The organism is Amycolatopsis dendrobii, assembly GCF_014145675.1.
Lineage (GTDB): Bacteria > Actinomycetota > Actinomycetes > Mycobacteriales > Pseudonocardiaceae > Amycolatopsis > Amycolatopsis dendrobii.
Genome location: NZ_JACGZW010000010.1, coordinates 431711 through 454268, shown reverse-complemented (window position 1 = coordinate 454268; position 22558 = coordinate 431711). Strand labels below are relative to the sequence as shown.

Below are 22558 nucleotides of genomic sequence, written 5' to 3'. Positions count from 1 at the left end.
CCCCCCCCCGCCCCCCACCCCAACACACCCCCCCCCCCCCCCCACCCCGCCGACCCACGCAACCCGCCGACCCACGCAACCCGCCGACCCACGCAGCAACCACAGGCCAGAAACGCCGCACGAAAAGACCAGTCCACCCACCCCTTGACAGAAGGTGGACAATAAAAAATCGACGCGTCTTCACCAGGCAATCAGAAGTTCGCGCCGAATCTGGGTTCAGAATAACAGCAGCGAGGGGCACTTGTCAACTCAGGGGTACGAAGAAGAACTGCGGTCCGAACAGGACTATGTCGCCGGCCTGTACCGGCGGCTCGACGGCGAGCGCAAGCGGGCCAAGGAGCGCTACACCGCTGCCCTCAAACGAAACGACGAGGCTCCGGGCGAGCGCGACGTCGAGGTGCGCGCGCTCACGCGCGAAACGCGGCGGCTTTCGGTCGCCGACTCCGGGTTGTGTTTCGGGCGGCTCGACACGCTCGAAGGCGACCATTCCTACATCGGCCGGATCGGGCTTTTCGACGAGGACGACGAGTACAAACCCGTGCTTCTCGACTGGCGCGCGCCGGCGTCGAGCGCGTTTTACACCGCGACCGCGGCCACGCCCGAAAACATGCGGCGACGGCGGCAATTCCACACCCGCGGACGGCAGGTCGCCTCGTTCACCGACGAGGTCTTCGGCAGGCCGGGCAGCGGCGAGGAGAACGACGCCCTGCTCGCCGCGGTCAACGCGCCCCGCGGCGAGGGCATGCGGGACATCGTCGCGACGATCCAGGCCGAGCAGGACCGCATCATCCGGCTCGACCATCCTGGCGTCCTGGTCATCGAGGGAGGGCCGGGAACCGGGAAAACCGTCGTGGCGCTCCACCGCGTCGCGTATCTGCTCTACACGCAGCGCGAGCGGATGGAGCGCCACGGCGTGCTCGTCCTCGGGCCGAATCCGTCGTTCCTGAACCACATCGGGCGCGTGCTGCCGTCGCTCGGCGAGTCCGACGTGGTGTTCACCACCCCGGGCGGGCTGCTCCCGGGGCTACGGGCGCACGCCGAGGACGAGCCGGACATCGCGCTGTTCAAGGGGTCGCTGCGGATGCTCGACGTCCTCGACGCGGCGGTCGCGGACCGGCAGGAGCTGCCCGAGGAGCCGATCCTGATCGAACTGCGCGACACCACCGTCCGGATCGACGCGGCGACCGCCGAGTGGGCCCGTGACGAGGCGCGCCAAAGCGGGCGGCCGCACAACGAGGCGCGGGCGGTGTTCGTCGAGATCGTCACGTATGTGCTCACCGAACGCGCCATGGCCCGCATCGGGCGCGGGTGGCTCACACGCGACGACAAGGAGGAATGGGAGGACCTCCGGTCCACGCTCGTCAACGAGCTCCTCGCCGACCCGGCGTTCGTCAAGGCGATCGACCGCCTCTGGCCGATCCTGACCCCGGAAAGCCTGCTGACCACGCTGTACTCCTCCCCCGCGCGGCTCGCCGCGGCCGGGGCCGACGAGGCGCTGCTGCGCGAGCCGGGCGAGCCGTGGACGGTGTCGGACGTCCCGCTCCTGGACGAGCTGATCGACCTCCTCGGCAAGGCGCCGGACCGGGCGAAACAGAAGGAGGACGCGGCCGAACGCGAGGCGGAGGCCGAGTACGCGGCCGGCGTGCTGGACATCATGCGGCTCGACCGCGAGGAGATGGACGAGGACATCGGCCTGTCCGCCGAGCACCTGCTCTACGACACCGACCTGGCCGAGCGCTTCGTCGAGTCCGACACCCGCGACCTCGCCGAACGCGCCGCGGCGGACCGGGACTGGACCTACCGCCACGTCGTGGTCGACGAGGCCCAGGAACTGTCCGAAATGGACTGGCGGGCGCTGATGCGGCGGTGCCCGAGCCGGTCGTTCACGGTGGTCGGCGACCTGGCGCAGCGGCGGTCGGCGGCGGGTGCGCTCGACTGGGGCACGATGCTGGATCCGTACGTCCCGGGCCGCTGGGCCTACCGTTCGCTCACCGTCAACTACCGCACCCCGGCGGAAATCATGGCCGTCGCGGCGGCGGTGCTGGCCGAGTTCGCGCCCGGGGCCGAGCCGCCGGAATCGGTGCGCGCGTGCGGGGTCCGGCCGTGGTCGCGGAAGGTCACTGACGACGAATTGCCCGCCGCGGTCGAGGACTTCGTCCGCGACGAGGCGGGCCGGGAAGGGACGAGCGTCGTGATCGGGCCGCCGGACGTGGCGGGCGCGGTGGCGGCGGCGGAGACGAAGGGGCTGGAGTACGACGCCGTGCTTCTCGTGGACCCGGACCGGATTCTCGAGGACGGTCCGCGCGGCGCGGCCGAGCTGTATGTCGCGCTGACCCGGGCGACACAACGGCTCGGCGTCCTGCACCGCGGCGCGTTGCCGTCGGTGCTGAACGGACTGGAGGAACGCGGCTAGCCGGTCAGGAGCGCAGTTCGGGCGCGAGGACGCTGCTGCGCTTCAACGCCTTCAGGACCACCCCGGTATGCACCGAATCCGCCTGCCGGGACCAGCCGGAACTGCCGACGAACTCGTGCAATGCGGCGATGTCGGGCAAGGTCACGTCAGCGAGCAGCTGGTACTCGCCCGTCATCGCCGCCGCGTAGCGCACGTACGGCGAGCCCAGCAGCGCGCGTCCGATGCCGTCGACGTCGTGCGGACGGCAGCGGATCCACAGCAGCGCCTCGACCGGCAGCCCGAGCACGGCCGGTTCCACCACCGCCCGGATGAACACCTTTTCCTCCCGCCGCAACGCTTCCAGCCGGCGACGGACGGTCGATTCCGAGATCCCGGCGGCGCGGGCGAGTTCCTCGTGGGTCCGTCGGCCGTCCTCGCGCAACGCGCGCACGATGGCGCGTTCGTCGCTGCTGAAGGCGACGCCGTCGGGCTGCCGGGGCTGCGGAGTCGGCTGCGGCAGCGACGAGATCGCCTCCGTCTCGGCCGGGCTCAGCAGGCCGGGCTGCCATTCGTGGATGGTGCGGTAGTAGCGCGTGACGGTATCGGCCGTCAGATCGTGCAAGCCGGGGATTGCCGCCATCTCGTCGAACATGAAAGTCGGGAGCCGATTGCGGTCGCAGAAGACCTCGGCGACCAGTTCGCCCTGTCCGGTGATCAGGTAGCAGAAGCTCGTTTCCGGCCGTCCCGCGAGCGCGGTCCCCGCGGGACGGCCGAGACCGGCCCGGCAACGGCCGCGCACCAGCAGCGGCACCCCGTGCGGCGAAACGGCGACGACCGTCACGACGCCCGTACGCAGCAGGTGCGTCCCGCGACGGGCCACCGTGCGCTCCGGCGCGTCCAGCACCTCCGCGATCCGCCGCCAGGACGCGCGGCCGTCGACTTGCAGCGCGCCGGCGATCCGGCGGTCGAGCGGGTCCAACCGTGCGGTCATCAGCCAATACTCTGGCTGATTCCGTCATTTGTCGAGCAGGTCTTGTCTGACCCCAGCACCGCGCGCGAAGCTGACGTCGCGAACGGACATCGGGGTCAGGAAGGACGACAGTGAGCGCTGAGGAGATCTGCTACTTGCCCGCCCGCGAACTGGCCCGGCGGCTGCGCGTCCGCGAACTGTCCGCCCGCGAGGTGCTGCAGGCGCATCTCGACCGGATCGAGCAGGTCAACCCCCAGATCAACGCCATCGTCACGCTCACCGCCGAGCGCGCGCTGAGCGAGGCCGCGGCCGCCGACGAACGGCTCGCGCGCGGCGAGGAGGCCGGTCCGCTGCACGGGATCCCGGTGGCGCACAAGGACACGCACGACGTCGCCGGGGTCCGCACCACCTACGGCTCCCCCATTTTCGCCGACCACGTCCCCGGCAGCGACACTCTCGTCGTCGAGCGGATCCGGAACGCGGGCGCGATCACGCTCGGCAAGACGAACGCGCCGGAGTTCGGGGCCGGTTCGCACACGATGAACCCGGTGTTCGGGGCCACGCGCAACCCGTACCGGCGGGAGCTGTCCGCGGGCGGCAGCAGCGGCGGAGCGGCGGCCGCGCTGGCCGCGGGTCTGCAACCGCTCGCCGAGGGCAGCGACATGGGTGGTTCGCTGCGCAATCCGGCTTCGTTCTGCAACGTCGTCGGCCTGCGTCCGTCGCCAGGACGCGTGCCGACCTGGCCCGCGACGCTGCCCTGGGAGGCGCTGGGCGTGCAGGGGCCGATGGGCCGGACGGTCGCCGACGTCGCGCTGCTCCTCTCCGTGATCGCCGGGCACGACGAGCGCAACCCGATCTCGCTCGACGAGCCCGCCGCGCCGTTCGCCGGATCGCTCGACGCCGACCTCGCCGGGCTGCGCGTGGCGTGGTCGCCCGATCTGGGCGGGCTGCCGGTCGACCCGGCCGTCAGCGCCGTGCTGGAACCAGCGGTGCAGGTGTTCGCCGAACTCGGCTGCCGCGTCGAACCGGCCTGCCCGGATCTCGCCTCAGCCGACGAAGTGTTCCGAACCCTGCGCGGCTGGCTTTTCCACGCCGGGTTCAGCGGTCTGCTCGAAGAGCATCCGGGCAAGATGAAGCAGACGCTCGCCGACAACATCGCCTTCGGCGCAACGCTTTCCGGCGCCGACATCGCCCGCGCGCAAACGCGGCAGCTGGAACTCATCACCGGGATGCGCGAGTTCTTCACGCAGTACGACCTGCTGCTCGCGCCGGTGAGCCAGGTGCCGCCGTTCCCGGTCGAATGGGAGTATCCGGAAACCGTTGCCGGGCAACCGATGCACGACTATCTGGAGTGGATGCGCTCGGCGTACTCGATCTCGGCGACCGGCTGCCCGGCGCTGTCGGTGCCCGCGGGGTTCACCGGCGACGGACGTCCGGTGGGGCTCCAGATCATCGCGCCGGTGCGGGGCGAACTAGGGCTGTTGCGGGCCGCGCACGCTTTCGAGCAGGCGACCGGGTACGGGAACCAGCGGCCGGTCTTCTGAGAACCCTCGCGCACCGCCCGCGTGGAACTCGGCCGCGAACTCCGCCGCGCCGAGAACCTCGCTCGCACGGGCGGTGATCCGGTCGACGTCCCCGCGCTCCGCCGCAGGCAGCGGGGCCCCGACCCCAGCACGGGCAGCAGCAGCCGCGCCCAGCAACCGCGCGGCTTCGCGAGGCGCACCGGCCAGCGCGTGCGCACCCGCCAAACCCTCCAGCGCCAACGCGATCGCGCGCGGATCTCCCGTCCGGTGCGCGATTTCGTACCCTTCCTGCTGCCGTCGCAGCGCGGTGTCCGGATCTCCGCGCAATTCCGCGGCGAAACCGAGTTCCGCGAGGATCAACGTGTTGCCCGGTTCGAAATCGACCTGCTTGTTCCACTCGAGCAGCGTCCGCAAATGCCGCTCGGCGAGATCGAGGTCGCCCTCGCGCCGGGCGCCGAGAGCAAGCCCGGTCAGCGCGTACATCTCCCCCGGCGTGAAGCCGTGCTCCGCGGCGACCTCGCGAGCCCGGTCATGCAGTTCCCGGGCGGCGGCGTAGTCCTTGCGCAGCAGGGAAACCCGGCCTAGCCACGACAGCTGGTACGACGCTTCCGGCCACAAGCCCAGTTCCTCGGCGATCCGCAGTCCTTCGACGTGGACCTCCTCGGCGCGCGCATAGTTCCCGGCAAGAGAACTGAGTGCGCCCCGCGCGAAAATCGCCTGCAGCTGACCCCATTTGTCGCCGATTTCGGCGAACAGTTCCGCACAGCGATCGGCGTACCGCCACGCTCCCGCGACATCGCCTCTCGACAGCGCCTGGCTCGCCCGGTCACCGCTGGCCGCCGCGATTCCCCACCGGTCGTCGACGGCTTCGAAGGCGGCGAGGGCGTCCAGAGTCAGCGGTTCCGCACCGGCCAGATCAGCCACTGTGGACAGTGCGTAGCCGATGAACCATTTGGCCCGGGCACTTGCCGGCAGCTCGGCCACCGGACGCCAGTCGGGCCGGTCGCCGGCGAGGATGCCGAGCGCGGTGAGCGTCGCCTGCGCTTCCGCCCGCAGGTCAGCGTCGCCGCCGGGCAGGCTGAGGGCGGCGCGCAGGGAGCGCATCGCCTCGGCGGTCCGACCGCGCAGGAATCGGTACCAGGCCAGCCGGTTCGCCAGCCGCAACGCGTCGTTGGCGCTCCCCCAGCCGGCCAGGTTCTCCGCCGCGGCACGGAGATTCGGCAGGTCCGCGTCGAGCCGCTGCAGCCAGCGTCGTTGGTCCGGGGCGCGCAGACCGGCGTCCGCGGTACCGGCGAGCGCGACGTAATACTCCGCGTGCCGACGCCGCGTCATCTCGACCGCACCGGCTTCGCGGAGGCGTTCCAAGCCGTACACCGCCACCGATTCGAGCAGCCGGTACCGCGGCGCGCCGGTGTTCGCGGGCACGACCAGCGAACGGTCGACGAGCTTCGCCAGCAGACCCAGCACCTCGCCCTCTTCGACGCCGTCGCCCGCGCAGACCGCCTCGGCCGCGTCCAGCGAGCAATCCTCGGTGTGCACCGACAACCGTTGCAGCACAAGGCGTTCCGGTTCGCTCAGGAGTTCCCAGCTCCAGTCGATCAGCGCGCGCAGCGTCTGCTGCCGGGCGGGCATCCCCCGGCGGGCGGTGTCCAGCAGGCGGAACCGGTCGTCCAGGCGGCGCAGCAACTCCGGCACGCCCAACGCGCGCACGCGGGTCGCGGCGAGTTCGAGCGCCAGCGGCAATCCGTCCAGTTTCCGGCAAATCTCGGCGACCGCGGCCGCGTCGGCACTGTCCACAGTGAACCCGGTGTCGGCGACCCGTGCGGCGAACAGCTGAGCGGCGCTGTCGTGGTCCAGCGGCGGGACCGGGAACTGCGTTTCCCCGGCGAGCCCGAGCGGTTCCCGGCTGGTGGCGAGGATCCGCAGCCCGGGCGCGGCCGCCAGCAGCCGGGCGGCGGTCGCCGCGACCGGCTCGATCAGCTGTTCGCAATTGTCCAGGACGATGAGGGTTTCCTTGCCGCGCAAGGACTCCGCCAGCCGTTGCACCGGATCCGCCTGGGCGGGCGCCGCCGCGTCCCGGATCCCCAGCGTCGCGGCGATCGCCTCCACCACCCACTCGATCGGCGGGCACTGGCTCAGCGCGCATTCGTGCCGGTCCATGCCGGTCAGTTCCACGAGCCACGCTCCCGCGGCGAAGTCGCCGCCGAGCCGGTGCGCGGTCTCCAGCGCGAGCCGGGTCTTGCCGACGCCGCCGGGTCCGGTGAGCGTCACCAGCCGGGATTCGCGGACGAGCGTGCTGACCGCCTTGGTCGCGGCGGTCCGGCCGACGAGTTCGGTGAGCGGGACCGGAAGCTGCGGGACGACGGCGGTCAGGGCCGGGTCCTGCGCCAGGATCGACCGGTGCAGCGCGGTCAGCTCAGGGCCGGGATCGAGGCCCAGCTCGTCGGCGAGAAGGCGGCGGAGTTCGTCGTAGGAGGCCAGCGCCTCGCTCTGCCGCCCCGCCGCGTACAGCGCGCGCAACTGGAGAGCGCGCAGGCGTTCGCGCAGCGGATGCTGCCGGACGAGGTCGGCGAGTTCCGCGGTCAGCGCGGCATGTTCGCCGAGCGCGAGCCGCGCGTCGGCGAGGTTTTCCTGCGCGGCAAGGCGATCCTCTTCGAGCCGCTGGAGCACCGGCTGCGCGAAGGCTTCGTCGGCGAACTCGGCGAGCGTCGGACCTCGCCACAGCGCCAGCGCCTCGGTGAGCAGATCGGCCTTCGACCGCGGGTCCTCCGCCGTGCTCGCCGCCGCGGTCAACGCACGGAAGCGTCCGGCGTCCACCGCTTCCGGTCCGGTCCGCAGGACGTAGCCCGGGGCCTGGTGCACCAGCGCGCCGCCGGATCCCGGTTCGCCGCGTTCGAGCGCGCGGCGCAGCTGCGAGACCTTCGTCTGCAGGGTGTTGACCGGATTGCCGGGCAGCCGGTCGCCCCACAGGTCGTCGGCCAGCCGGTCCGCCGACACCGGAGCGCCCTCGTGCACGAGCAGGACCGCGAGCAGGGTCCGGACCTTGGCCTCGGGTACCCGCACCGGCCGGCCGTCGTCGCTGCTCACGGCCAAGGGCCCCAGGATGCCGAATCGCACGAAACCACCGTAACCGCATCCGTGCGCGGACCCCCAGCGAACCGTGCGCGGGCCTCGGCACCGTGGTCGGCAGATCAACGAACGGGAGGGACGACATGTCCGGGAATGCGACCTCGGCGACCGTGCTGGGGCTCGGTGCGATGGGCAGCGCGCTGGCCGGTGCGCTGCTGACGGCGGGACGGCCGGTGACGGTCTGGAACCGCTCTGCGGACAAGACGAAGCCGCTGGTGGGACGGGGTGCGACGGCGGCGGGGTCGGCCGCCGAGGCGGTCGCGGCGAGCGAACTGGTGATCGTGTGTTTGCTGGACGACGCGTCGGTGCGCGAGGTGCTCAAGACGGTCTCGCTGGCGGGCCGGACGGTGGTGAACCTGACCAACGGCACCCCTCGGCAGGCCCGTGAGCTGGCCGAATGGGTGACGGAGCAGGGCGCGAAGTTCCTCGACGGCGGCATCATGGCGATTCCGCCGATGATCGGGCAGCCGGGCGCCTTCGTGTTCTACAGCGGGCCCAAGGACGTGTTCGACACGCACCGCGCGGCGTTCGACACCTTCGGCGGCAGCAACTACGTCGGCGAAGACCCGGGGCTGGCGGCGTTGCACGACCTCGCGCTGCTGTCGGGGATGTATGGCCAGTTCATCGGCGTCTTGCAGGCTTACGCGCTGATCCGCAGCGAAGGACTTTCAGCGGTCGAGTTCGCGCCGCTGCTGGGCGGATGGCTGACCGCGATGAGCAACTTCGTCCAGGAGGCCGCCGTGGAGGCCGACAGCGGCGACTACACCCGGAACGTCGTGTCGAACCTGGGGATGCAGGCCGCCGCGTTCGAGAACCTGCCGATCGCGGCCGCTGACCAGGGCGTCAGCTCCGAACTGCTCGCGCCGCTGCACCAGTTGCTCCTGCGCCGCGCCGCCGACGGCCACGGCGCGGAAAACCTGACGAGCGTCATCGAACTGCTGAAGAAATAGGGAGAACTCTGTGCGCGTGACAATGATCGGCCTCGGCCCGATGGGCCAGGCCATGGTGCGGTCCTACCTCGCGGCGGGCCACGAGGTGACGGTGTGGAACCGCACCGCGAGCCGCGCCGACGACGTGGTGGCCGCCGGCGCGAAGCGCGCGGAAACGGTCTCGGACGCGCTGGCCGCGAACGAACTGGTGATCCTCAGCCTCACCGATTATCAGGCGATGTACGACATTCTCGCGCCGGCCGAGGAAGCGCTGCGCGGGAAGATCGTGGTGAACCTCAGCTCGGACACGCCGGAGCGCACCCGGGTGGCCGCGGAATGGCTGGCCGCGCGCGGCGCGGAGATGATCGCGGGCGGGATCATGGTGCCCGCGCAGGTCGTCGGCACCGAGGGTTCGTTCGTGTTCTACAGCGGCGCGCAGCCGGCGTTCGAGCGGATCGAACCGGCGCTGCGCGTCATCGGACGGCCCGACTACCGGGGCGCGGACCCGGGCCTGGCGCAGCTGTACTACCAGTCGTTGCTGGACCTGTTCCTCACCACGCTCTCGGCGTTCCTGCACTCCGCCGCGCTCGTCGGCACCGCCGGAGTCTCCGCCGCGACGCTGGTGCCGTACGCGAATGAGCTGCTTACGCTGGTGCAGACGTCGCTGGACGAGGCGGCGAAGAACGTGGACAGCGGCAGCCACCCCGGCGACGAGGCGAACGCCAAGATGATGGGCGCGACCGCCGACCACATCCTCGCCGCCAGCCGGGACGCGGGCATCGACGTGGCCCTGCCCGCCGCGGTGAAGCAACACTACGACCGCGCAGTCGCCGCCGGACACGGCCGGGACAGCTGGACCAGCCTGGTCGAGGTGATCCGCGGCTGAGCGCCCGCGGTCTGGGAAGCCGCCGTTCGGCGCGGGCGAAGCCGCGGCCCCGCCCGCCGACGAATCCGCACCGGTCGGCGGACAGCGCTTCCCAGACCGCGGCCCCGGGACGCATCCTGGACGCAGAGCCGCGCTGGGGAGGCGCGGACCAGGGGTGGTTTCGATGCTGCGCATGGTTTTCACAGCCGACGACCTGTGCCGGGTGCGAGTGGCGAGGGGCGCGCACCCGACGTGGGAGCTGATCCTGAGCATCAACAGTCTCCAGGATCCCCACCTGCCCCTGGAGTACCGCGGCTGGAGAGCGACGCTGCTGACCGGCGCCCGGCGCGCCCCCGCCCGCTGGCGCTGTCTCAAAGCCGCCGCGGAACTGGTCCCGGCCGGGAACTTCCCGGACTTCCTGACGCCCGCGCTGGACGAAACGGACGTCGGCGCGCACTTCGAAAACATCCTGTCCCAGCCGAAAGCCGCCCTGCGCGAGGACATCGTCCGCACGTATGCCCGGCACCGCCGCGTGCCGCGCTGGGCCCGCACGGTCTACGCCGACGGCAGCACCCGCGGCGTCGTGCACGCCCTGCGCGAGTACAGCGACCTGGTCCTCGGCCCCGTGCGGCCGGTCCTGGAACGCCGCGTGGAAGCCGACCGCGCCCGGTACGCCGGCCATCTTCTGAGCGGCGGGGTCGAAGCGCTGCTGGCGAACCTGCACCCGTCGATCCGGTGGCGCAATCCGGTGCTGGAGGCGGACTATCCGCGCGAGCGCACCATCGCACTGGACGGCCGGGGCCTGGTCCTGGTGCCCGCGCACTTCTGCTGGGGCGAGCCGGTGACGTTCATCGACGCGGCGCAACAGCCGATGCTGGTGTGCCCGGCGGCTGGGCTCGTTCCGGGTGAACCTTGCGGTTCCCGGGAGGACCAGCTGTCCGGCCTGGTGGGACGGACGCGGGCGCGGCTGCTGTGCGCATTGGCGGCGGAGGCGTCGACTACGGCGCTGGCCGCGCGGTTGGGGGTTTCTCCGGCGGCGGTGAGCCAGCATACGAAGACGTTGCGGACGGCGGGGTTGATCACGACTACCCGGGCGGGGGCGGGGGTGCAGCATTCGCTTACGCCGTTGGGGAAGGCGTTTCTCGAGGCTCGGTAGTGCCGGCGCACGGCCTCTGCCCAGGCGGCGCCTGGGCAGAGGCATCATCCGGTCGAGCCGCCCTCAGCAGTAGTCGATGGTCGAATACCGTTGGACGGGACCCAGCGGAGCGTAGAAATTCACCGCCGGTCCGCGGTACTTGACCCATTTGCAATCGCTGGCCGGGCCCCAGTTCCACAGCACGTGGATCCTGATGTCGAATCCGCACGAGACGTTCTGCACCCATACGTTGCCGTAAGGCGCCGAAGCGCGTTTGGTGCACGACCCGAGGTCGTACGGAACCGCGGATGACGTCGAGGCGGCGGATGCGGGCCCCGCGAATGCGAAGACGGCGGCGACCACGGCGAAAGCCGCCATAATTCGGCGGTGCAGTCTATTCATAACGTTTTCTCCCTCTAGCGGCGTGCACAACAATTCACAAGAATTGCCGCGCCTCACCGGGCAGTCCACCCATTGAGCCCTGGCTTAACAGTCTCGACAAGAGCGCTCCGGGGTGCGTCATTTCGCAGCGACCGCCAAACTCGCTCCTGAACCCCGGCCTGCCCAAGAGATCCCCGCGCGAGTTTCTCTTCCGCGCCAAGAGATCCGCCGAAGTCGATCACACCGTCGGCCGGGCTGGGCTCGGAACGGGGTGGACGGTGTTCTCTGGGCTCGACGAGATCGACTGGGCGCGGATGAAGCACGCGTACGGACCGGCGACCGATGTCCCGGACCTACTCGGGGTCGGTTGCGCCCGACCCGCTGGGCGGGAACGAGCGCGCCACCGCGTTGTGGCGGATCACCGGCGATCCCGAGCCCGCGGCCGCCGTCCTGCTGCCGGTCTGGACGCGCAGCCGTAGCCGCTGGCCTGGTATCGCCCGAGACTTGATCAAACTCGGTCCGGCGGCGGCTCCCGCGGCGCCGTCGCTGAGAGAGGCGCTCGCGTCGCTATCGCGTGGAGCGGGTCGCCGAGTCCGACGACGGGCTGGGCAACGACATCGCCCGGGCGAGGCTTTTCAGCGCGTCTCGCGTTGGCGGACGACGGTACCTGAGCCTCCGTGGCGCCGTTCGGCCAGAGCGGCCGGCGGTCATTCGTCAAGAAGACGATCGTCCTGATGGGAGCCGTAAAACCGGGCTTGGCGGAGCATGAGTTCGCGCATCGGGGTGTCTCTCGGCGTGCCGTAGACGGTGCCCGGGAAGTCCAGGGTGCGCTGGAGTTCCCACAGTTCGTCGTGCCGGTCAGGGGAGAAGAGCTCGGCCGGGTTCCCCGCGGCGATCCAGCCGATGGGGAGCACCGCGCCGGGTTCGAGGCGGGAATTGACGTGCAGCACGCTGTTGATCCGCAGCTCGGCCCCGGCGCCGGCGACCGAGCCCGGGAACAGGGAGGCCCCGGTCGCCACGAACACCTCGTCTTCGATCACGGCTCCGTTGACGTGGGCGTGCGGCCCGACCAGCACCGCGTCCCCGAGCGTCGCGGGGTGTGCGGCCCGGCCGCGGACCAGGGCGTTCTCCATGACCACGACGTCCGAACCGGTCCGGACTTCCCCGTCTTCCGCGGTGAGCACCGCGCCGTGCAGGATCCGGGCCCGTTCGCCGAGGACGACTGCTCCGCACAGCACGGCGGACGGGGCGACGTACGCCGACTCGGGCACCACTGGCCGTTGTCCTCGATGTTCGATCAGCATCGCTCCACGCTAACCCGCGGTCCGTTTGGCGGTTGCCCTGCTGGGATATCCGGTTCCGATACAGGCAGGAGGAAGCCATGACGGAACCGTTCGCGGTCGGCGCCGGGACGTCGCTGGCCGAGGGAGAGTTGACGGTGCCTGCCGATGCCGCCGGGGTGGTGGTTTTCGCGCACGGCTCGGGCAGTTCGCGGCACAGCCCGCGCAACCAGGCGGTCGCCCGCACCTTGCAGGACCACCGTTACGCGACGCTGCTGTTCGACCTGCTCACCGAGGAGGACCACGACCGGCAGCGGTTCGACGTCGGGCTGCTGCGGGAGAGGTTGCTGCGCGCCTTGGACGACCTCGCCCGTCATCCCGGAGCAACCGGCTTGCCGGTGGGACTGTTCGGAGCCAGCACAGGGGCCGCAGCGGCGTTGAGCGCGGCGGCGAGTCGGGCGGACGTCGTGCGAGCGGTCGTTTCCCGAGGTGGCAGGCCGGATCTGGCCGAGGACGCCCTGGCGGAGGTGCGGTGCCCGGTGCTGCTGATCGTCGGCGGAAACGACGACACCGTGCGCAGGCTGAACAAGGCTGCCGCGGCCCAGCTGCCTGGCGACCGGGAGCTCGTGGTGGTTCCCGGAGCGGGGCACCTGTTCGAGGAGCCCGGCGCGCTGGAGCAGGTCGCCGACGCCGCCGCCGGATGGTTCGACCGCCATCTTCCCGGCGGGAGCGACCACGCCTTCGTGCTGTGACACGGTCTCACCGGGGCAGGCCCGGCAGCAGTTTGTCGAGCGTAATCGGCAGATCCCGCACCCGCACCCCCGTCGCCTGATGGACCGCGTTCGCGATCGCGGCCGCGGTTCCGACGATGCCGATCTCGCCGATTCCCTTGCTCCCCATCGGGTTGAGGTGCGGATCGGTCTCGTCGAGCCAGTCCGCGCGCAGGTCTTCGACGTCCGCGTTGGTCGCGATGTGGTACTCGGCGAGGTCGTGGTTGACCACATGCCCGAACCGCGGGTCGAGGACGCTGTTTTCGTGCAGCGCCATCGACAGGCCCATGGTCATGCCGCCGAGCAGCTGCGAGCGCGCGGTGACCGGGTTGACGATCCGGCCGACGGCGAATGTGCCGTGCAGCCGCGACACGCGGACTTCGCCGGTGTCGGCGTCGACTCGCACCTCGGCGAACTGTGCGCCGAACCCGTACATCGAGTACTGCTTGTCGGCCGGTTTTTTCGGAGTGCCGGCCTGTGCTTCGTCGCCGTCGCCGGGGTCGGTGCCGTATTTGTCCCGGAACACCTCCGCGGCCGCGACCACCGCTGAGCCCCACGACGCGGTTCCGGTCGAACCACCGGCCACCGTGGCTTGGGGGAGATCAGTGTCGCCGATCCGGATGTCGACGGAATCGACGGGCACGTCCAGTGCGTCCGCGGCGATCTGCGGGAGGATCGTCCACGCGCCGGTGCCGAGGTCGGCTGCGCCGATTTCGACGGCGTAGCGGCCTTTCCCGAACCGGATCGTCGCGCTCGACCCAGGCATCCGCTTCGCGGGGTACACCGAGGCCGCGACGCCGCTGCCGACCAGCCACGGTCCGTCTCGACGGCCGCCCCGCCGCGAGCTCCAGCCGAAGCGTTCGGCTCCGGTGCGCAGGCATTCGACCAGGTGCCGGCTGGAGAACGGAAGACCGGTCTCGGGATCCCGCTCCGGTTCGTTGCGCACGCGCAGGTCGATCGGGTCGACGCCGAGCGCTTCGGCGAGTTCGTCCATCGCCGCTTCCGGGCCGAACATGCCCGGGCACTCCCCCGGCGCGCGCATCCACGACGGAACGGGCACGTCGAGGCGGGCGAGCCGGTGGCTGGTGGAACGGTTCCGCGCGGCGTACATCATCCGGGCGGGCGCCGCGGTCTGCTCGGCGAACTCCTTGATCCGCGAGGTCTGCTCGACGACGTCCATCCGAAGCGACTCCAACCGCCCGTCGCGGTCGGCGCCGAGGCGGACCCGCTGGATCGTCGGCGTGCGGTAGCCGGCCAGGCTGAACATCTGCTGCCGGGTCAGCGCGAGCTTCACCGGGCGGCCCGGCACGGTCCGGGCGGCCAGCGCGGCGAGCACGACGTTGGCGTGCGGCATGCCTTTCGAGCCGAAGCCTCCGCCGAGATAAGGGCAGATCACCCGGACGCGGTCGGCGGGCAGGCCGAAGGTCTTCGCCACAGTGGACCGTACCGAGTGGACGCTTTGGGTGGAATCCCACAGGGTCAGCACGCCGTCGTCCCACAAAGCCATGGTGGTGTGCGGTTCGAGCGGGTTGTTGTGGTACATCGCCGTGGTGTAGGTCTGGTCCACTGTCACCGCGGATGCGGTGTCGAGGTCGCCTTCGCTCGTGTCGGTCGGGAAGTTCGGGTTGACCTTCTCGGGCTGGTACAGGCCGGGATCGTCGACGATGAGCTCGGCGGCGAAGGGATCGGTCTCGTATTCGACGTCGACGAGTTCCGCCGCGTGCCGTGCGGTCTCGGAAGATTCCGCCAGGACGAGCCCGATCACCCTGCCGCGAAACGGGATCTCGCAGTCTTGCAGCACCGCGAGTTCCGCGTCGTCGGTGTCGGCGAGCCGTTCGGCGGTGAAGGGAGTGATCAACGCGCGGACACCGTCGAGAGCTTCGGCTTCGACGCCGCTGATCCGCAGACAACGACCGCGCGCGATGCTCGCCTGAACCGGATGGCAGTACAGCGGCGCTTCGACGGGATGTTCGTAGGCGTACGGCGCGGTTCCGGTGACCTTCGCCGGACCGTCGCGGCGCGTGAGCCCGCGTCCGATCGCTCGCGGTTCCAACAGTCCGGTCATCGGTCGCGCTCCTCGGCGGTCAGGTCGCGCAGCACCGCGGCCAGGGTGCGTGCGGCGAGCGGGATCTTGAACGCGTTCCCTCCGTCGAGGCCTTCCAACGCCGTGGCGTCCGCGAGTTCGGCGTCGGCGGCCGCGCGGAAGACGTCCTCGCTGGGCCTGGCACCGCGGAGGACTTCCTCGGCACGCTGGGCGCGCCAGGGTTTGTGTGCCACGCCGCCGAAGGCCAGCCGGACGTCCTCGATTACGCCGTCCGAAATGGACAGTCCAACTGCGACAGAGACGAGCGCGAAGGCGTAGGAGGCCCGGTCGCGCACTTTGCGGTACGTCGAGCGGCGCGACCAGGAGGCGGCGGGCAGCGTGATGTCGGTGATCAGTTCGCCGTGTTCGAGCACGGTGTCGCGTTCCGGGTGCTCGCCGGGAAGCCGGTGCAGGTCCGCGAACGGCAGGGTCCGCTCCCCGGAAGGGCCGATCACGTGGACGCGCGCGTCGAGCATCGCCATGGCCACTGCCATGTCGGAGGGATGCGTCGCGACGCACCGGTCGGACGCGCCGAGGATCGCGTGATGGCGCGTGTAGCCGCCGAGGGCCGAACAGCCGGACCCTGGCGAACGCTTGTTGCACGGGGTCGTGACGTCCTGGAAGTAGACGCATCGAGTGCGCTGCAACGGGTTTCCGCCGACGGTCGCCATGTTCCGCAGCTGCGGCGACGCTCCGGAGAGCAGCGCTTCGGCCAGCACCGGATACCGCTCCCGGACCCGCCGGTCGGCCGCTAGGTCGCTGTTGCGGACGCCCGCGCCGATCACCAGTCCGCCGTCGTCGTCACGGATTTCCGCCGACGTCAACCCGCTCACGTCGACCAGGCGTTCCGGGCTCGCCACCCCGAGTTTCAGGTGGTCGACGAGGTTGGTGCCGCCGGCGAGGAACATCGCGGCGGGCTCGGCCGCCACGGCCCGCACCGCCTCGGCCGTCGTCGCCGGCTTGCCGTACGCGAAGGGCTTCATCGCTGTTCTCCCACCTCGCGGACCGCCGCCACGATGCCCGCGTAGGCACCGCAACGGCAGAGGTTTCCGCTCATCCGCTCGGAGATTTCCTCGTCGGTCCACTGCGGAGTGCCGGCCACCGATTCGGTGACGTGGCTGGGCGCGCCGTCGGCGAACTCGGCCAGCAACCCGGCCGCGGAACAGATCTGGCCGGGCGTGCAGTAGCCGCATTGGAACCCGTCGTGGTCCACAAACGACTGGTGCAGCGAATGCAGCTCGCCGTCCTCGGCCAGGCCGGCGGCTGTCGTCACGTCGGCGCCGTCGCAGGACAGCGCGAGAATCAGGCACGACAGGACTCTGCGGCCGTCGAGCAGAACCGTGCACGCCCCGCACTGGCCGTGGTCGCAGCCCTTCTTGGCGCTGTAGTCGCCGATCTGCTCCCGCAACAGGTCCAGCAGGGTGCGGCGCGGGTCCACGGTCAGCCGGTGCTCGGTCCCGTCGACGCGCAGCGCGATCGTCCGGACCGCGCCGGCGGTTTCCGGGATGGGTTCCGTCTTGGCCGCTCGCATACCGCCGCCATACCCGCTCGCCCCGGGCCCAAACCTCCGCCAGGTCAGGCGGCGGCCCAGCGCAGGATCTGCTCGGCGGTCCGGGCCGGGGCTTCCCGGGGCGGGAAGTGCCCGACGTCGCCGAAGACCACCCGGCGGTAGTCGGCGGCGAACAGTTCGTCCTTTCCCTCGCTGGTGGAGGGCAGATTGTCGGCGTCCTTGCCGCCGTGCAGCACCAAGGCCGGCACCTGCACGCGGGGCGGCTTCGCGAGCTCGCGCTCCAGGTCGGCGTAGGCCGGGTCGCCGTCCTGCTCGCCCCAGCGGTGCAGGTAGGCGGAGACCGTGATCGGCGGCCAGTCGTCGTTGTCCCAGCACGCCGCGGCCTGGTCGAACTCGGCGTCAGAGAACTCCCAGCCCGGCGACCACGACGTCCACAGATACCGGCAGAACGCTCGCCGGTCGCGGCGCATCGCGTCCTGGCCGCGTTTCGTCGCGACGAACCACTCGTACCAGTACGCGTGGGCGAGCGGATAGTCCAGCGGGACGCCGGGGCCGCTCGCCCCGTGCCCCGCGGACATCGCGACCAACCTGGACACCCGCTCGGGGAACAGCGCGCCGACCACGTACCCGGCCCGCGCGCCCCAGTCGTGTCCGACGAGGACGACGCGGGAGAGGTCGAGCGCGTCGAGGAAGTCGCGCAGGTCCTGGCCGAGCGCCCCGGATTGCCCGCTGCGCGGCTTGTCCGGCGTGCGGAACTCCGTCGGGGCGAACCCGCGCAGATACGGCCGGAGCACCCGGTACCCCGCCTCGGCCAGCGCGGGAACCACCTGGTCCCAGCAATGCGGATCGTCCGGCCAGCCGTGGACCGCGACCAGCGGACGCCCGTCCGGCGGGCCGTCCGCCTCGTAGCCGATCTTCAGGTCGGGTGTGCGCACGAACTCGGTCATGCCCTCCTCCGCGGTTCGGCTGCCGTCGGGCGGCGGATACCCGGGCGCCCGCGGAGCTACACCGCTCGATCAGAGCAGCGTCCCCAGCGGACCGAGGTCGAGGTTCAAGTCCGCGGCGGAAAGGCCGTACCGGTCGCGAAGCTCGGTCAGCCGTTCTTCGAGCAGCATCAGGGTGAGACCAAGGCGTTCCTCCTGCGCCTCGGTCAGCCCGCCCTCCTCGACGCGGCGCAAGGCCTGGCGTTCCATCAGCTGCCGGAGCAGTTCGATGATGGTCAGGACCAGCTTCATCAGGTCGCGTTCGACCGTGTCCGCGTCGGTCTCGAGCCGGGTCGGCAGCGCGTCGCGCATCGTCCCTCCTTCACCAGGGCGCCGGACGGTCTTCGCGGATCGAGGTGATCAGTGCGCGCAGGGAGATGTGCACGAGGTCGACCTCGGCGACCGACAGCACGAGATCCCCGGTCAGCACCACGCCCCCGGCGAGCAGCCGGTCCAGCAGGTCGACCAGGGCGAGCCGGCCGGTTTCCTCGACCGCGCCCGTCACGAGATCCCCGCGAAGGAGTACGGGGCCCACGGGCCGGTGACCTCGACTTCGATTCCGGCGGCGGCCGATCGCCGCAGCTGCGCGAGCCGGTCCAGGAAGCGTTCCCGGCCGGCGTCGGGGACCAGGCAGGCCAGGTTGAGGATGTTGCGGTCGGTGCGGCCGGTCAGGGCGGGATCCTGGTTGCGGTGCCGGTGGAGGTCCGCGGACAGCTGCGCGAGTTCCCGCTCGATGCGCTCGGCGACCGCGACCGCCTCGTTCGCCCGGGTATCCCGCGCCTGCCGCTGGCGGAGTCGTTGCCGCAGGTAGGAACGTCCGTCGGCGGGCGGCTCGTGCGTGCCGGAACCGCGGAGCGAGGCGAAGACTTTGACGCCCCATTCGGCATGGCCCCGGATCCGCCGCAGCGCTTCCGAAAATTGCGCGGAATGCTCGGCGAGCATTTCCCGGACCCGCTGCTCGTCGCGATAGATCGTCGCCATCCGCAGCGGCAGCACGCCCGTGCGACGGCTCGCTTCTTCCACGACGGCGTTGTGCGCGCGGGCGATTTCTTCCAGCCACGGAAGCTGTTCCAGCGAAGTTTCGTCGAACCCCTCGTCCGGGGCCGGGCTGGCCAGCGCGGCCAGCCCGGCCCCGGAAATGACGGAAACCGGACGATCACGGAGTCCGGTGATGCCGTCCATCGGGTTTTCCGCCGCGAATTCGGCGACTGCGTAGCAATACCAGCTCACTGTTCCGCTCGCTCTCCCCGCGCGAGTTCGAGTTGCGCGCGCAGTCGTTCGTTCTCCTCCAGCAGATCCTCGCGCTTCGAGCCCGACGACAGGGACGGGTCGTGCTCCCACCAGTCGATGCCCATTTCCTTGGCCCGCTCGACCGACGCGACCAGCAACCGCACCTTGATGGTCAGCAGCTCGATGTCGAGCAGGTTGACCTGGATGTCCCCGGCGATCACGATGCCCTTGTCCAGCACCCGTTCCAGGATGTCGGCGAGGTTCGCGCCGCCGCCGGGCCCCGCCGGGCGGGACACCCCGCCGAGCGGTCTGCCGGCGGGTAGGCTGGACTCGCTCATCTGCTGCCTCCTCGTCACCGCGCCGCGACGGCCCGGCGGCCCCGGGGACGTTCGTCCTCGGGTTCGTCGTCTTCCTCTTCGTCTTCCTCTTCGAAGTCGTCCTCGTCTTCGTCATCCTCGGGAAGCTCTTCGTTTTCGGGCTCGCCGCCGCCGGTGTCTTCCTCCTCGCGCAGCGCGCCCTCGTCCTCGTCTTCGTCTTCCCGCACCTGTTCCGGCGAGCGCACGACCTCGCCGTCGCGGATCTCGCCGCGCCAGCCGTCGCCCGACGCCTGCCCGGCCATGGTGATGAACCGGCGGAAGTGCTTGAGGTCGAGCCGCGCCCGGCGGCCCTGCGCCCGCCAGATGTTGCCGGTCTTCTCGAACAGCCCGGCCGGGTAGTACTCGATCACCAGCAGGACCTTCGTCAGGCTCGGGGCGAGTTCGTGGAAGGTCACCACGCCCTTGATCGTGCCCTTGGCCCCGTCGGTGGTCCACGCGATCCGCTCGTCGGGGATCTGTTCGGTGACCGTGGCCTTCATCGAGCGATTCGACCAGAAAATCTTGAACCGCCACTGCGAAGTGGTGTCGTCGTTCTGCTCGGCGCTCGTGACGCCCTTGGCGAAACTGCTGAACTTCTGGAATTCGGTCCACTGGTCGTACGCCTCGCGGACCGGCACGCCGACGTCGATGTCCTCGATGATGTTGATGATCTTCTTGCCGCCGGAACCTTTGCCGCGCTTGCCGAACAGCCCCGAAACCGAGTTCTTGAGCGCTTTGCCGCCCGCCTCGGCCATCGCCTTGACCGGCGTCTTCCCGTCGGCGATTTTCTCGCCGGCGCTGAACAATCCCTTCAACGAGCCGCTCCCGCCCGCGTCGGCCAGCCGCCGGGACGCCTCGCCCAGTTTGCTGCCCGCCGAGGACATCACCTGTTCGGCCTTCGCCTGCGCGTATTCCTCGCCGGCGTGCAGCAGCTGCTCCGTCGCGGGATTGCGCGAGGCCAGGTCCCGAAGCTTTGCCAGGGGACCGAGTTCGTCGTTGCCAGAACGGGATTCAGCCACGGTTCACCCCCGAGGTGCTCGAGGAACGCTTCTGCGTACGGCCGCCCGAGGACGTCCGCTTCCGCGCCGTCGAACTCGACGAACCGCTGGACGCCTTCCGCGCGGGCTTGCGCTCTCCCGGCGAGGCGCTCCGCGATTTCGCCGGACGTTTGCGGGCAGGCGGGCGGGTTTCGCTTTCTTCCCCGCCGTCGTCCCCGTTGTCATCGGCCGCTTCCGGCTCTCGATCATCCGGGTCCCCTCCGCCGATCGCCGGAAGGCCCGCTGCCTTGTCTCGCAGGGTGTCGGTGTGCTCCTGCAACGAGCCGGCCAGCCGCCCCGCCTGATGAGTCAGGATGTCCGCGGCCAGGGTCTTGCCCGCGCCCAGCACCTCGTCCCGCACCTGATCGCGGACCCCGGCCAGTTCGGGCGACGAAGCCAGCTCGCGCGTGACATCCGACAGCAGCTTCTTCGGGTCCAGGTTCAGCTTCCGCCCGACGAGCCAGGCGCCCATGGTGATGGCGAGTTTGGCTTTTTTCCGTCTCCCGAGCACATAACCGCCGACCACGGCGGCCGCGACCTTCATTCCCGGTGTCATCTGTTCGCTCCGTTCATCCGGCAACCCCCCGGTCGAATTCTTCGAGCAGATCGAGTATTTCGTCTTCCCTGCGGTCGAACTCCTCCTCGCTGATCCCGCCGGTCGCCAGTTCCCGTTCCAGGGCGACCAGTTCCCGTTGCCACTGCGCGATCTGCTCCTGCTCAGCGGCGTCGACGACCTGTCCGGTCACCCAGACCGCGCCCCGCACCGGCGCCAGCGGGAGCAGCACAAGTTCCCCGAGCAGCCCCACTATTGGCCCTCGGTAAAGCTGTAGGGCGGCAGCGGTCCCTGTGCGCGGACCTCCGCCACTTCCTCGACCAGGGTCGCCAACCGCTGCACCGCGTCCTGGAATTCAGCCGTTTTCTCCTGCCGCACCAGGAACGAGCAGGTGAAAAAGCACCCGTCGACCCGCGGCCCCGGGGAATGCTCCGACGCCAGCGGAAGCAGATAGCTCAGCACCGCGTCGGCGTCCTCGCCCTCGCGCTCCTCCAGCCGGCCGGCGACCAGTTCGCCGAACCGCACCTGTTCGGCTTGCCCCTTGCCGGCGTCCTCCCGCAAGCTCGCGGCCAGGTTTCGGAGTTCCTCGTCCTTGGCGAGGAGCTGGCCGAGGACGGCCTCTTCCCGGTGCGCGACTTTGACGTTCATCTCCACGTGCCCGCGAACGCGTTGCAGCACAGCGGTGTACACCTCGGTTTTAGCCGCGATCTCCTCCGCTACCGCGGTGTCGTCGTCCGCGACGACACCGAAGCGCATCGGAAGCGTCGGCCCCTTTTCGCACAACGCCTGCAAGATCTCTTGGTGGGCAAGCAGATCCCGGCGTTTCGCCCGCAGTTCGCCTTCGACGTCGCCGACCACTGCGCGGAGTTCGTCCCCGGCCGCCAGCACCCGCGCAGGAGCCGGCGACGGTCCGACGCCGCGCAGATCGCCTACGTCGGCAGGATGATCGGCGAACGTGATGCCGTACAGGTAAGTGCTCATCCGCTCGACCTCGCGGTGCTGCGCCGGCTACGGCTGCGAGGCCGTTCCCCGTCCTCTGCGCCGTCCTTGTCGCTGGACTTCTGGAACTGCTCGGCGAACGTCTCGACCGCGCCGGTCAGCGCGCCTTTGGACTTTCCTTTGGCGCCTTTCTCGGTCACCTCGCCCAGCAGATCGGGCAGCGTCGTGGCGCTGGAGGCACGGGTGAGGTCCAGCCGGTTGCACGCTTCGGCGAACCGCAGGTAAGTGTCCACACTGGCCACGACGATCCGCGCGTCCACAGTGAGCAGTTCGATGCCCACCAGCGAAACCCGCACGAACGCGTCGATCACCAGTCCCTTGTCCAGGATCAGTTCGAGGATGTCGTAGAGGTTTCCGGTGCCCGGTCCGCGTTGCAGCTGACCGTTCGAGCCCTGCCGTCCGGTCGCCATGGTCATGAAATCGCCTTCCCTTC

The 22558-nt window shown here is 70.4% G+C and carries 23 protein-coding genes; 6 read left to right on the top strand and 17 right to left on the bottom strand.

Annotation, left to right across the window (positions count from 1 at the left end):
- Window positions 1-241 precede the first annotated feature (241 nt).
- Entirely contained in the window at window positions 242-2413 is a 2172-nt protein-coding gene (gene helR, locus H4281_RS30425; RefSeq protein ID WP_182894322.1) for an RNA polymerase recycling motor ATPase HelR, read from the top strand.
- Between the two features lie 4 nt (window positions 2414-2417).
- Here the strand turns inward: helR and H4281_RS30420 are convergent, their stop codons facing one another.
- On the bottom strand, window positions 2418-3383 hold the full coding sequence (locus tag H4281_RS30420; RefSeq protein ID WP_182894321.1) for an Lrp/AsnC family transcriptional regulator: 966 nt from the start codon (window positions 3381-3383) through the stop codon (window positions 2418-2420).
- 110 nt (window positions 3384-3493) lie between these two features.
- Here H4281_RS30420 and H4281_RS30415 point away from each other — a divergent pair, with 110 nt between their 5' ends.
- A complete protein-coding gene (locus H4281_RS30415; RefSeq protein WP_182894320.1) occupies window positions 3494-4906 on the top strand; it encodes an amidase in 1413 nt (470 codons plus the stop codon).
- Here H4281_RS30415 and H4281_RS30410 read toward each other — a convergent pair.
- Window positions 4835-8002 carry an AfsR/SARP family transcriptional regulator gene (locus H4281_RS30410; protein WP_182894319.1) on the bottom strand — a complete coding sequence of 1056 codons (3168 nt, stop codon included), beginning with the start codon at window positions 8000-8002 and terminating at the stop codon, window positions 4835-4837. The genes H4281_RS30415 and H4281_RS30410 overlap by 72 nt on opposite strands.
- 95 nt (window positions 8003-8097) lie before the next feature.
- Between H4281_RS30410 and H4281_RS30405 the strand changes: the two genes are divergently transcribed.
- The 3 genes from H4281_RS30405 (at window position 8098) to H4281_RS30395 (ending at window position 10964) form a co-directional block, all read left to right on the top strand.
- Window positions 8098-8964 (top strand): NAD(P)-dependent oxidoreductase, encoded by an 867-nt coding sequence (locus H4281_RS30405; RefSeq protein ID WP_182894318.1) that lies wholly within the window; start codon window positions 8098-8100, stop codon window positions 8962-8964.
- Between the two features lie 22 nt (window positions 8965-8986).
- Window positions 8987-9829 (top strand): NAD(P)-dependent oxidoreductase, encoded by an 843-nt coding sequence (locus tag H4281_RS30400; RefSeq protein WP_182894350.1) that lies wholly within the window; start codon window positions 8987-8989, stop codon window positions 9827-9829.
- 172 nt (window positions 9830-10001) lie between these two features.
- Entirely contained in the window at window positions 10002-10964 is a 963-nt protein-coding gene (locus H4281_RS30395) for an ArsR/SmtB family transcription factor (protein ID WP_182894317.1), read from the top strand.
- A 63-nt stretch (window positions 10965-11027) separates the two neighbouring features.
- On the opposite strand, the gene H4281_RS30390 is transcribed toward H4281_RS30395, so the two are convergent.
- On the bottom strand, window positions 11028-11321 hold the full coding sequence (locus H4281_RS30390) for a hypothetical protein (RefSeq protein ID WP_182894316.1): 294 nt from the start codon (window positions 11319-11321) through the stop codon (window positions 11028-11030).
- A 710-nt stretch (window positions 11322-12031) separates the two neighbouring features.
- On the bottom strand, window positions 12032-12628 hold the full coding sequence (locus H4281_RS30385; protein ID WP_182894315.1) for a gamma carbonic anhydrase family protein: 597 nt from the start codon (window positions 12626-12628) through the stop codon (window positions 12032-12034).
- 77 nt (window positions 12629-12705) lie between these two features.
- Here H4281_RS30385 and H4281_RS30380 point away from each other — a divergent pair, with 77 nt between their 5' ends.
- Entirely contained in the window at window positions 12706-13356 is a 651-nt protein-coding gene (locus tag H4281_RS30380; protein ID WP_182894314.1) for a dienelactone hydrolase family protein, read from the top strand.
- A 7-nt stretch (window positions 13357-13363) separates the two neighbouring features.
- Here H4281_RS30380 and H4281_RS30375 read toward each other — a convergent pair whose 3' ends face one another.
- The 13 genes from H4281_RS30375 to H4281_RS30315 form a co-directional block, all read right to left on the bottom strand.
- Window positions 13364-15439, bottom strand: a complete 2076-nt coding sequence (locus H4281_RS30375) for a xanthine dehydrogenase family protein molybdopterin-binding subunit (RefSeq protein WP_182894313.1) — start codon at window positions 15437-15439, stop codon at window positions 13364-13366.
- Complete coding sequence (locus H4281_RS30370; protein ID WP_182894312.1) at window positions 15436-16440, bottom strand: FAD binding domain-containing protein; 1005 nt, start codon at window positions 16438-16440, stop codon at window positions 15436-15438. Before H4281_RS30370 ends, H4281_RS30375 begins: the two co-directional genes overlap by 4 nt.
- On the bottom strand, window positions 16437-16988 hold the full coding sequence (locus tag H4281_RS30365; protein WP_182894311.1) for a (2Fe-2S)-binding protein: 552 nt from the start codon (window positions 16986-16988) through the stop codon (window positions 16437-16439). Before H4281_RS30365 ends, H4281_RS30370 begins: the two co-directional genes overlap by 4 nt.
- 44 nt (window positions 16989-17032) lie before the next feature.
- Window positions 17033-17914, bottom strand: a complete 882-nt coding sequence (locus H4281_RS30360; protein WP_182894310.1) for an alpha/beta fold hydrolase — start codon at window positions 17912-17914, stop codon at window positions 17033-17035.
- A gap of 69 nt (window positions 17915-17983) precedes the next feature.
- A complete protein-coding gene (locus H4281_RS30355) occupies window positions 17984-18262 on the bottom strand; it encodes a gas vesicle protein K (RefSeq protein WP_182894309.1) in 279 nt (92 codons plus the stop codon).
- Between the two features lie 10 nt (window positions 18263-18272).
- Window positions 18273-18485, bottom strand: a complete 213-nt coding sequence (locus H4281_RS30350) for a gas vesicle protein (protein WP_182894308.1) — start codon at window positions 18483-18485, stop codon at window positions 18273-18275.
- A complete protein-coding gene (locus tag H4281_RS30345; RefSeq protein WP_182894307.1) occupies window positions 18452-19180 on the bottom strand; it encodes a GvpL/GvpF family gas vesicle protein in 729 nt (242 codons plus the stop codon). Before H4281_RS30345 ends, H4281_RS30350 begins: the two co-directional genes overlap by 34 nt.
- Window positions 19177-19518: a gas vesicle protein gene (locus H4281_RS30340; protein WP_220508011.1), complete on the bottom strand. Its 342-nt coding sequence runs from the start codon at window positions 19516-19518 to the stop codon at window positions 19177-19179. Before H4281_RS30340 ends, H4281_RS30345 begins: the two co-directional genes overlap by 4 nt.
- A 14-nt stretch (window positions 19519-19532) precedes the next feature.
- Window positions 19533-20555, bottom strand: coding sequence for an SRPBCC family protein (locus tag H4281_RS30335; protein ID WP_182894306.1), 1023 nt, complete (start codon window positions 20553-20555; stop codon window positions 19533-19535).
- Complete coding sequence (locus tag H4281_RS30330; RefSeq protein ID WP_182894305.1) at window positions 20548-21129, bottom strand: hypothetical protein; 582 nt, start codon at window positions 21127-21129, stop codon at window positions 20548-20550. The genes H4281_RS30335 and H4281_RS30330 overlap by 8 nt, the downstream gene beginning before the upstream one ends.
- A 13-nt stretch (window positions 21130-21142) precedes the next feature.
- The gene (locus H4281_RS30325; RefSeq protein ID WP_182894304.1) at window positions 21143-21379 is read right to left on the bottom strand and encodes a gas vesicle protein GvpG; all 237 of its coding nucleotides are present in this window, start codon (window positions 21377-21379) and stop codon (window positions 21143-21145) included.
- Window positions 21379-22107, bottom strand: a complete 729-nt coding sequence (locus H4281_RS30320) for a GvpL/GvpF family gas vesicle protein (protein WP_182894303.1) — start codon at window positions 22105-22107, stop codon at window positions 21379-21381. The genes H4281_RS30325 and H4281_RS30320 overlap by 1 nt, the downstream gene beginning before the upstream one ends.
- Window positions 22104-22541: a gas vesicle structural protein GvpA gene (locus H4281_RS30315; protein WP_182894302.1), complete on the bottom strand. Its 438-nt coding sequence runs from the start codon at window positions 22539-22541 to the stop codon at window positions 22104-22106. The genes H4281_RS30320 and H4281_RS30315 overlap by 4 nt, the downstream gene beginning before the upstream one ends.
- Window positions 22542-22558: the final 17 nt, after the last annotated feature.

Coding starts and splice junctions, on each gene's coding strand:
- H4281_RS30420 (WP_182894321.1), bottom strand. CDS start 3,383: ATGACCGCACGGTTGGACCCGCTCGACCGCCGGATCGCCGGCGCGCTG.
- H4281_RS30405 (WP_182894318.1), top strand. CDS start 8,098: ATGTCCGGGAATGCGACCTCGGCGACCGTGCTGGGGCTCGGTGCGATG.
- H4281_RS30400 (WP_182894350.1), top strand. CDS start 8,987: ATGATCGGCCTCGGCCCGATGGGCCAGGCCATGGTGCGGTCCTACCTC.
- H4281_RS30395 (WP_182894317.1), top strand. CDS start 10,002: ATGGTTTTCACAGCCGACGACCTGTGCCGGGTGCGAGTGGCGAGGGGC.
- H4281_RS30390 (WP_182894316.1), bottom strand. CDS start 11,321: ATGGCGGCTTTCGCCGTGGTCGCCGCCGTCTTCGCATTCGCGGGGCCC.
- H4281_RS30385 (WP_182894315.1), bottom strand. CDS start 12,628: ATGCTGATCGAACATCGAGGACAACGGCCAGTGGTGCCCGAGTCGGCG.
- H4281_RS30380 (WP_182894314.1), top strand. CDS start 12,706: ATGACGGAACCGTTCGCGGTCGGCGCCGGGACGTCGCTGGCCGAGGGA.
- H4281_RS30375 (WP_182894313.1), bottom strand. CDS start 15,439: ATGACCGGACTGTTGGAACCGCGAGCGATCGGACGCGGGCTCACGCGC.
- H4281_RS30370 (WP_182894312.1), bottom strand. CDS start 16,440: ATGAAGCCCTTCGCGTACGGCAAGCCGGCGACGACGGCCGAGGCGGTG.
- H4281_RS30365 (WP_182894311.1), bottom strand. CDS start 16,988: ATGCGAGCGGCCAAGACGGAACCCATCCCGGAAACCGCCGGCGCGGTC.
- H4281_RS30360 (WP_182894310.1), bottom strand. CDS start 17,914: ATGACCGAGTTCGTGCGCACACCCGACCTGAAGATCGGCTACGAGGCG.
- H4281_RS30355 (WP_182894309.1), bottom strand. CDS start 18,262: ATGCGCGACGCGCTGCCGACCCGGCTCGAGACCGACGCGGACACGGTC.
- H4281_RS30340 (WP_220508011.1), bottom strand. CDS start 19,518: ATGAGCGAGTCCAGCCTACCCGCCGGCAGACCGCTCGGCGGGGTGTCC.
- H4281_RS30330 (WP_182894305.1), bottom strand. CDS start 21,129: ATGACACCGGGAATGAAGGTCGCGGCCGCCGTGGTCGGCGGTTATGTG.
- H4281_RS30320 (WP_182894303.1), bottom strand. CDS start 22,107: ATGAGCACTTACCTGTACGGCATCACGTTCGCCGATCATCCTGCCGAC.
- H4281_RS30315 (WP_182894302.1), bottom strand. CDS start 22,541: ATGACCATGGCGACCGGACGGCAGGGCTCGAACGGTCAGCTGCAACGC.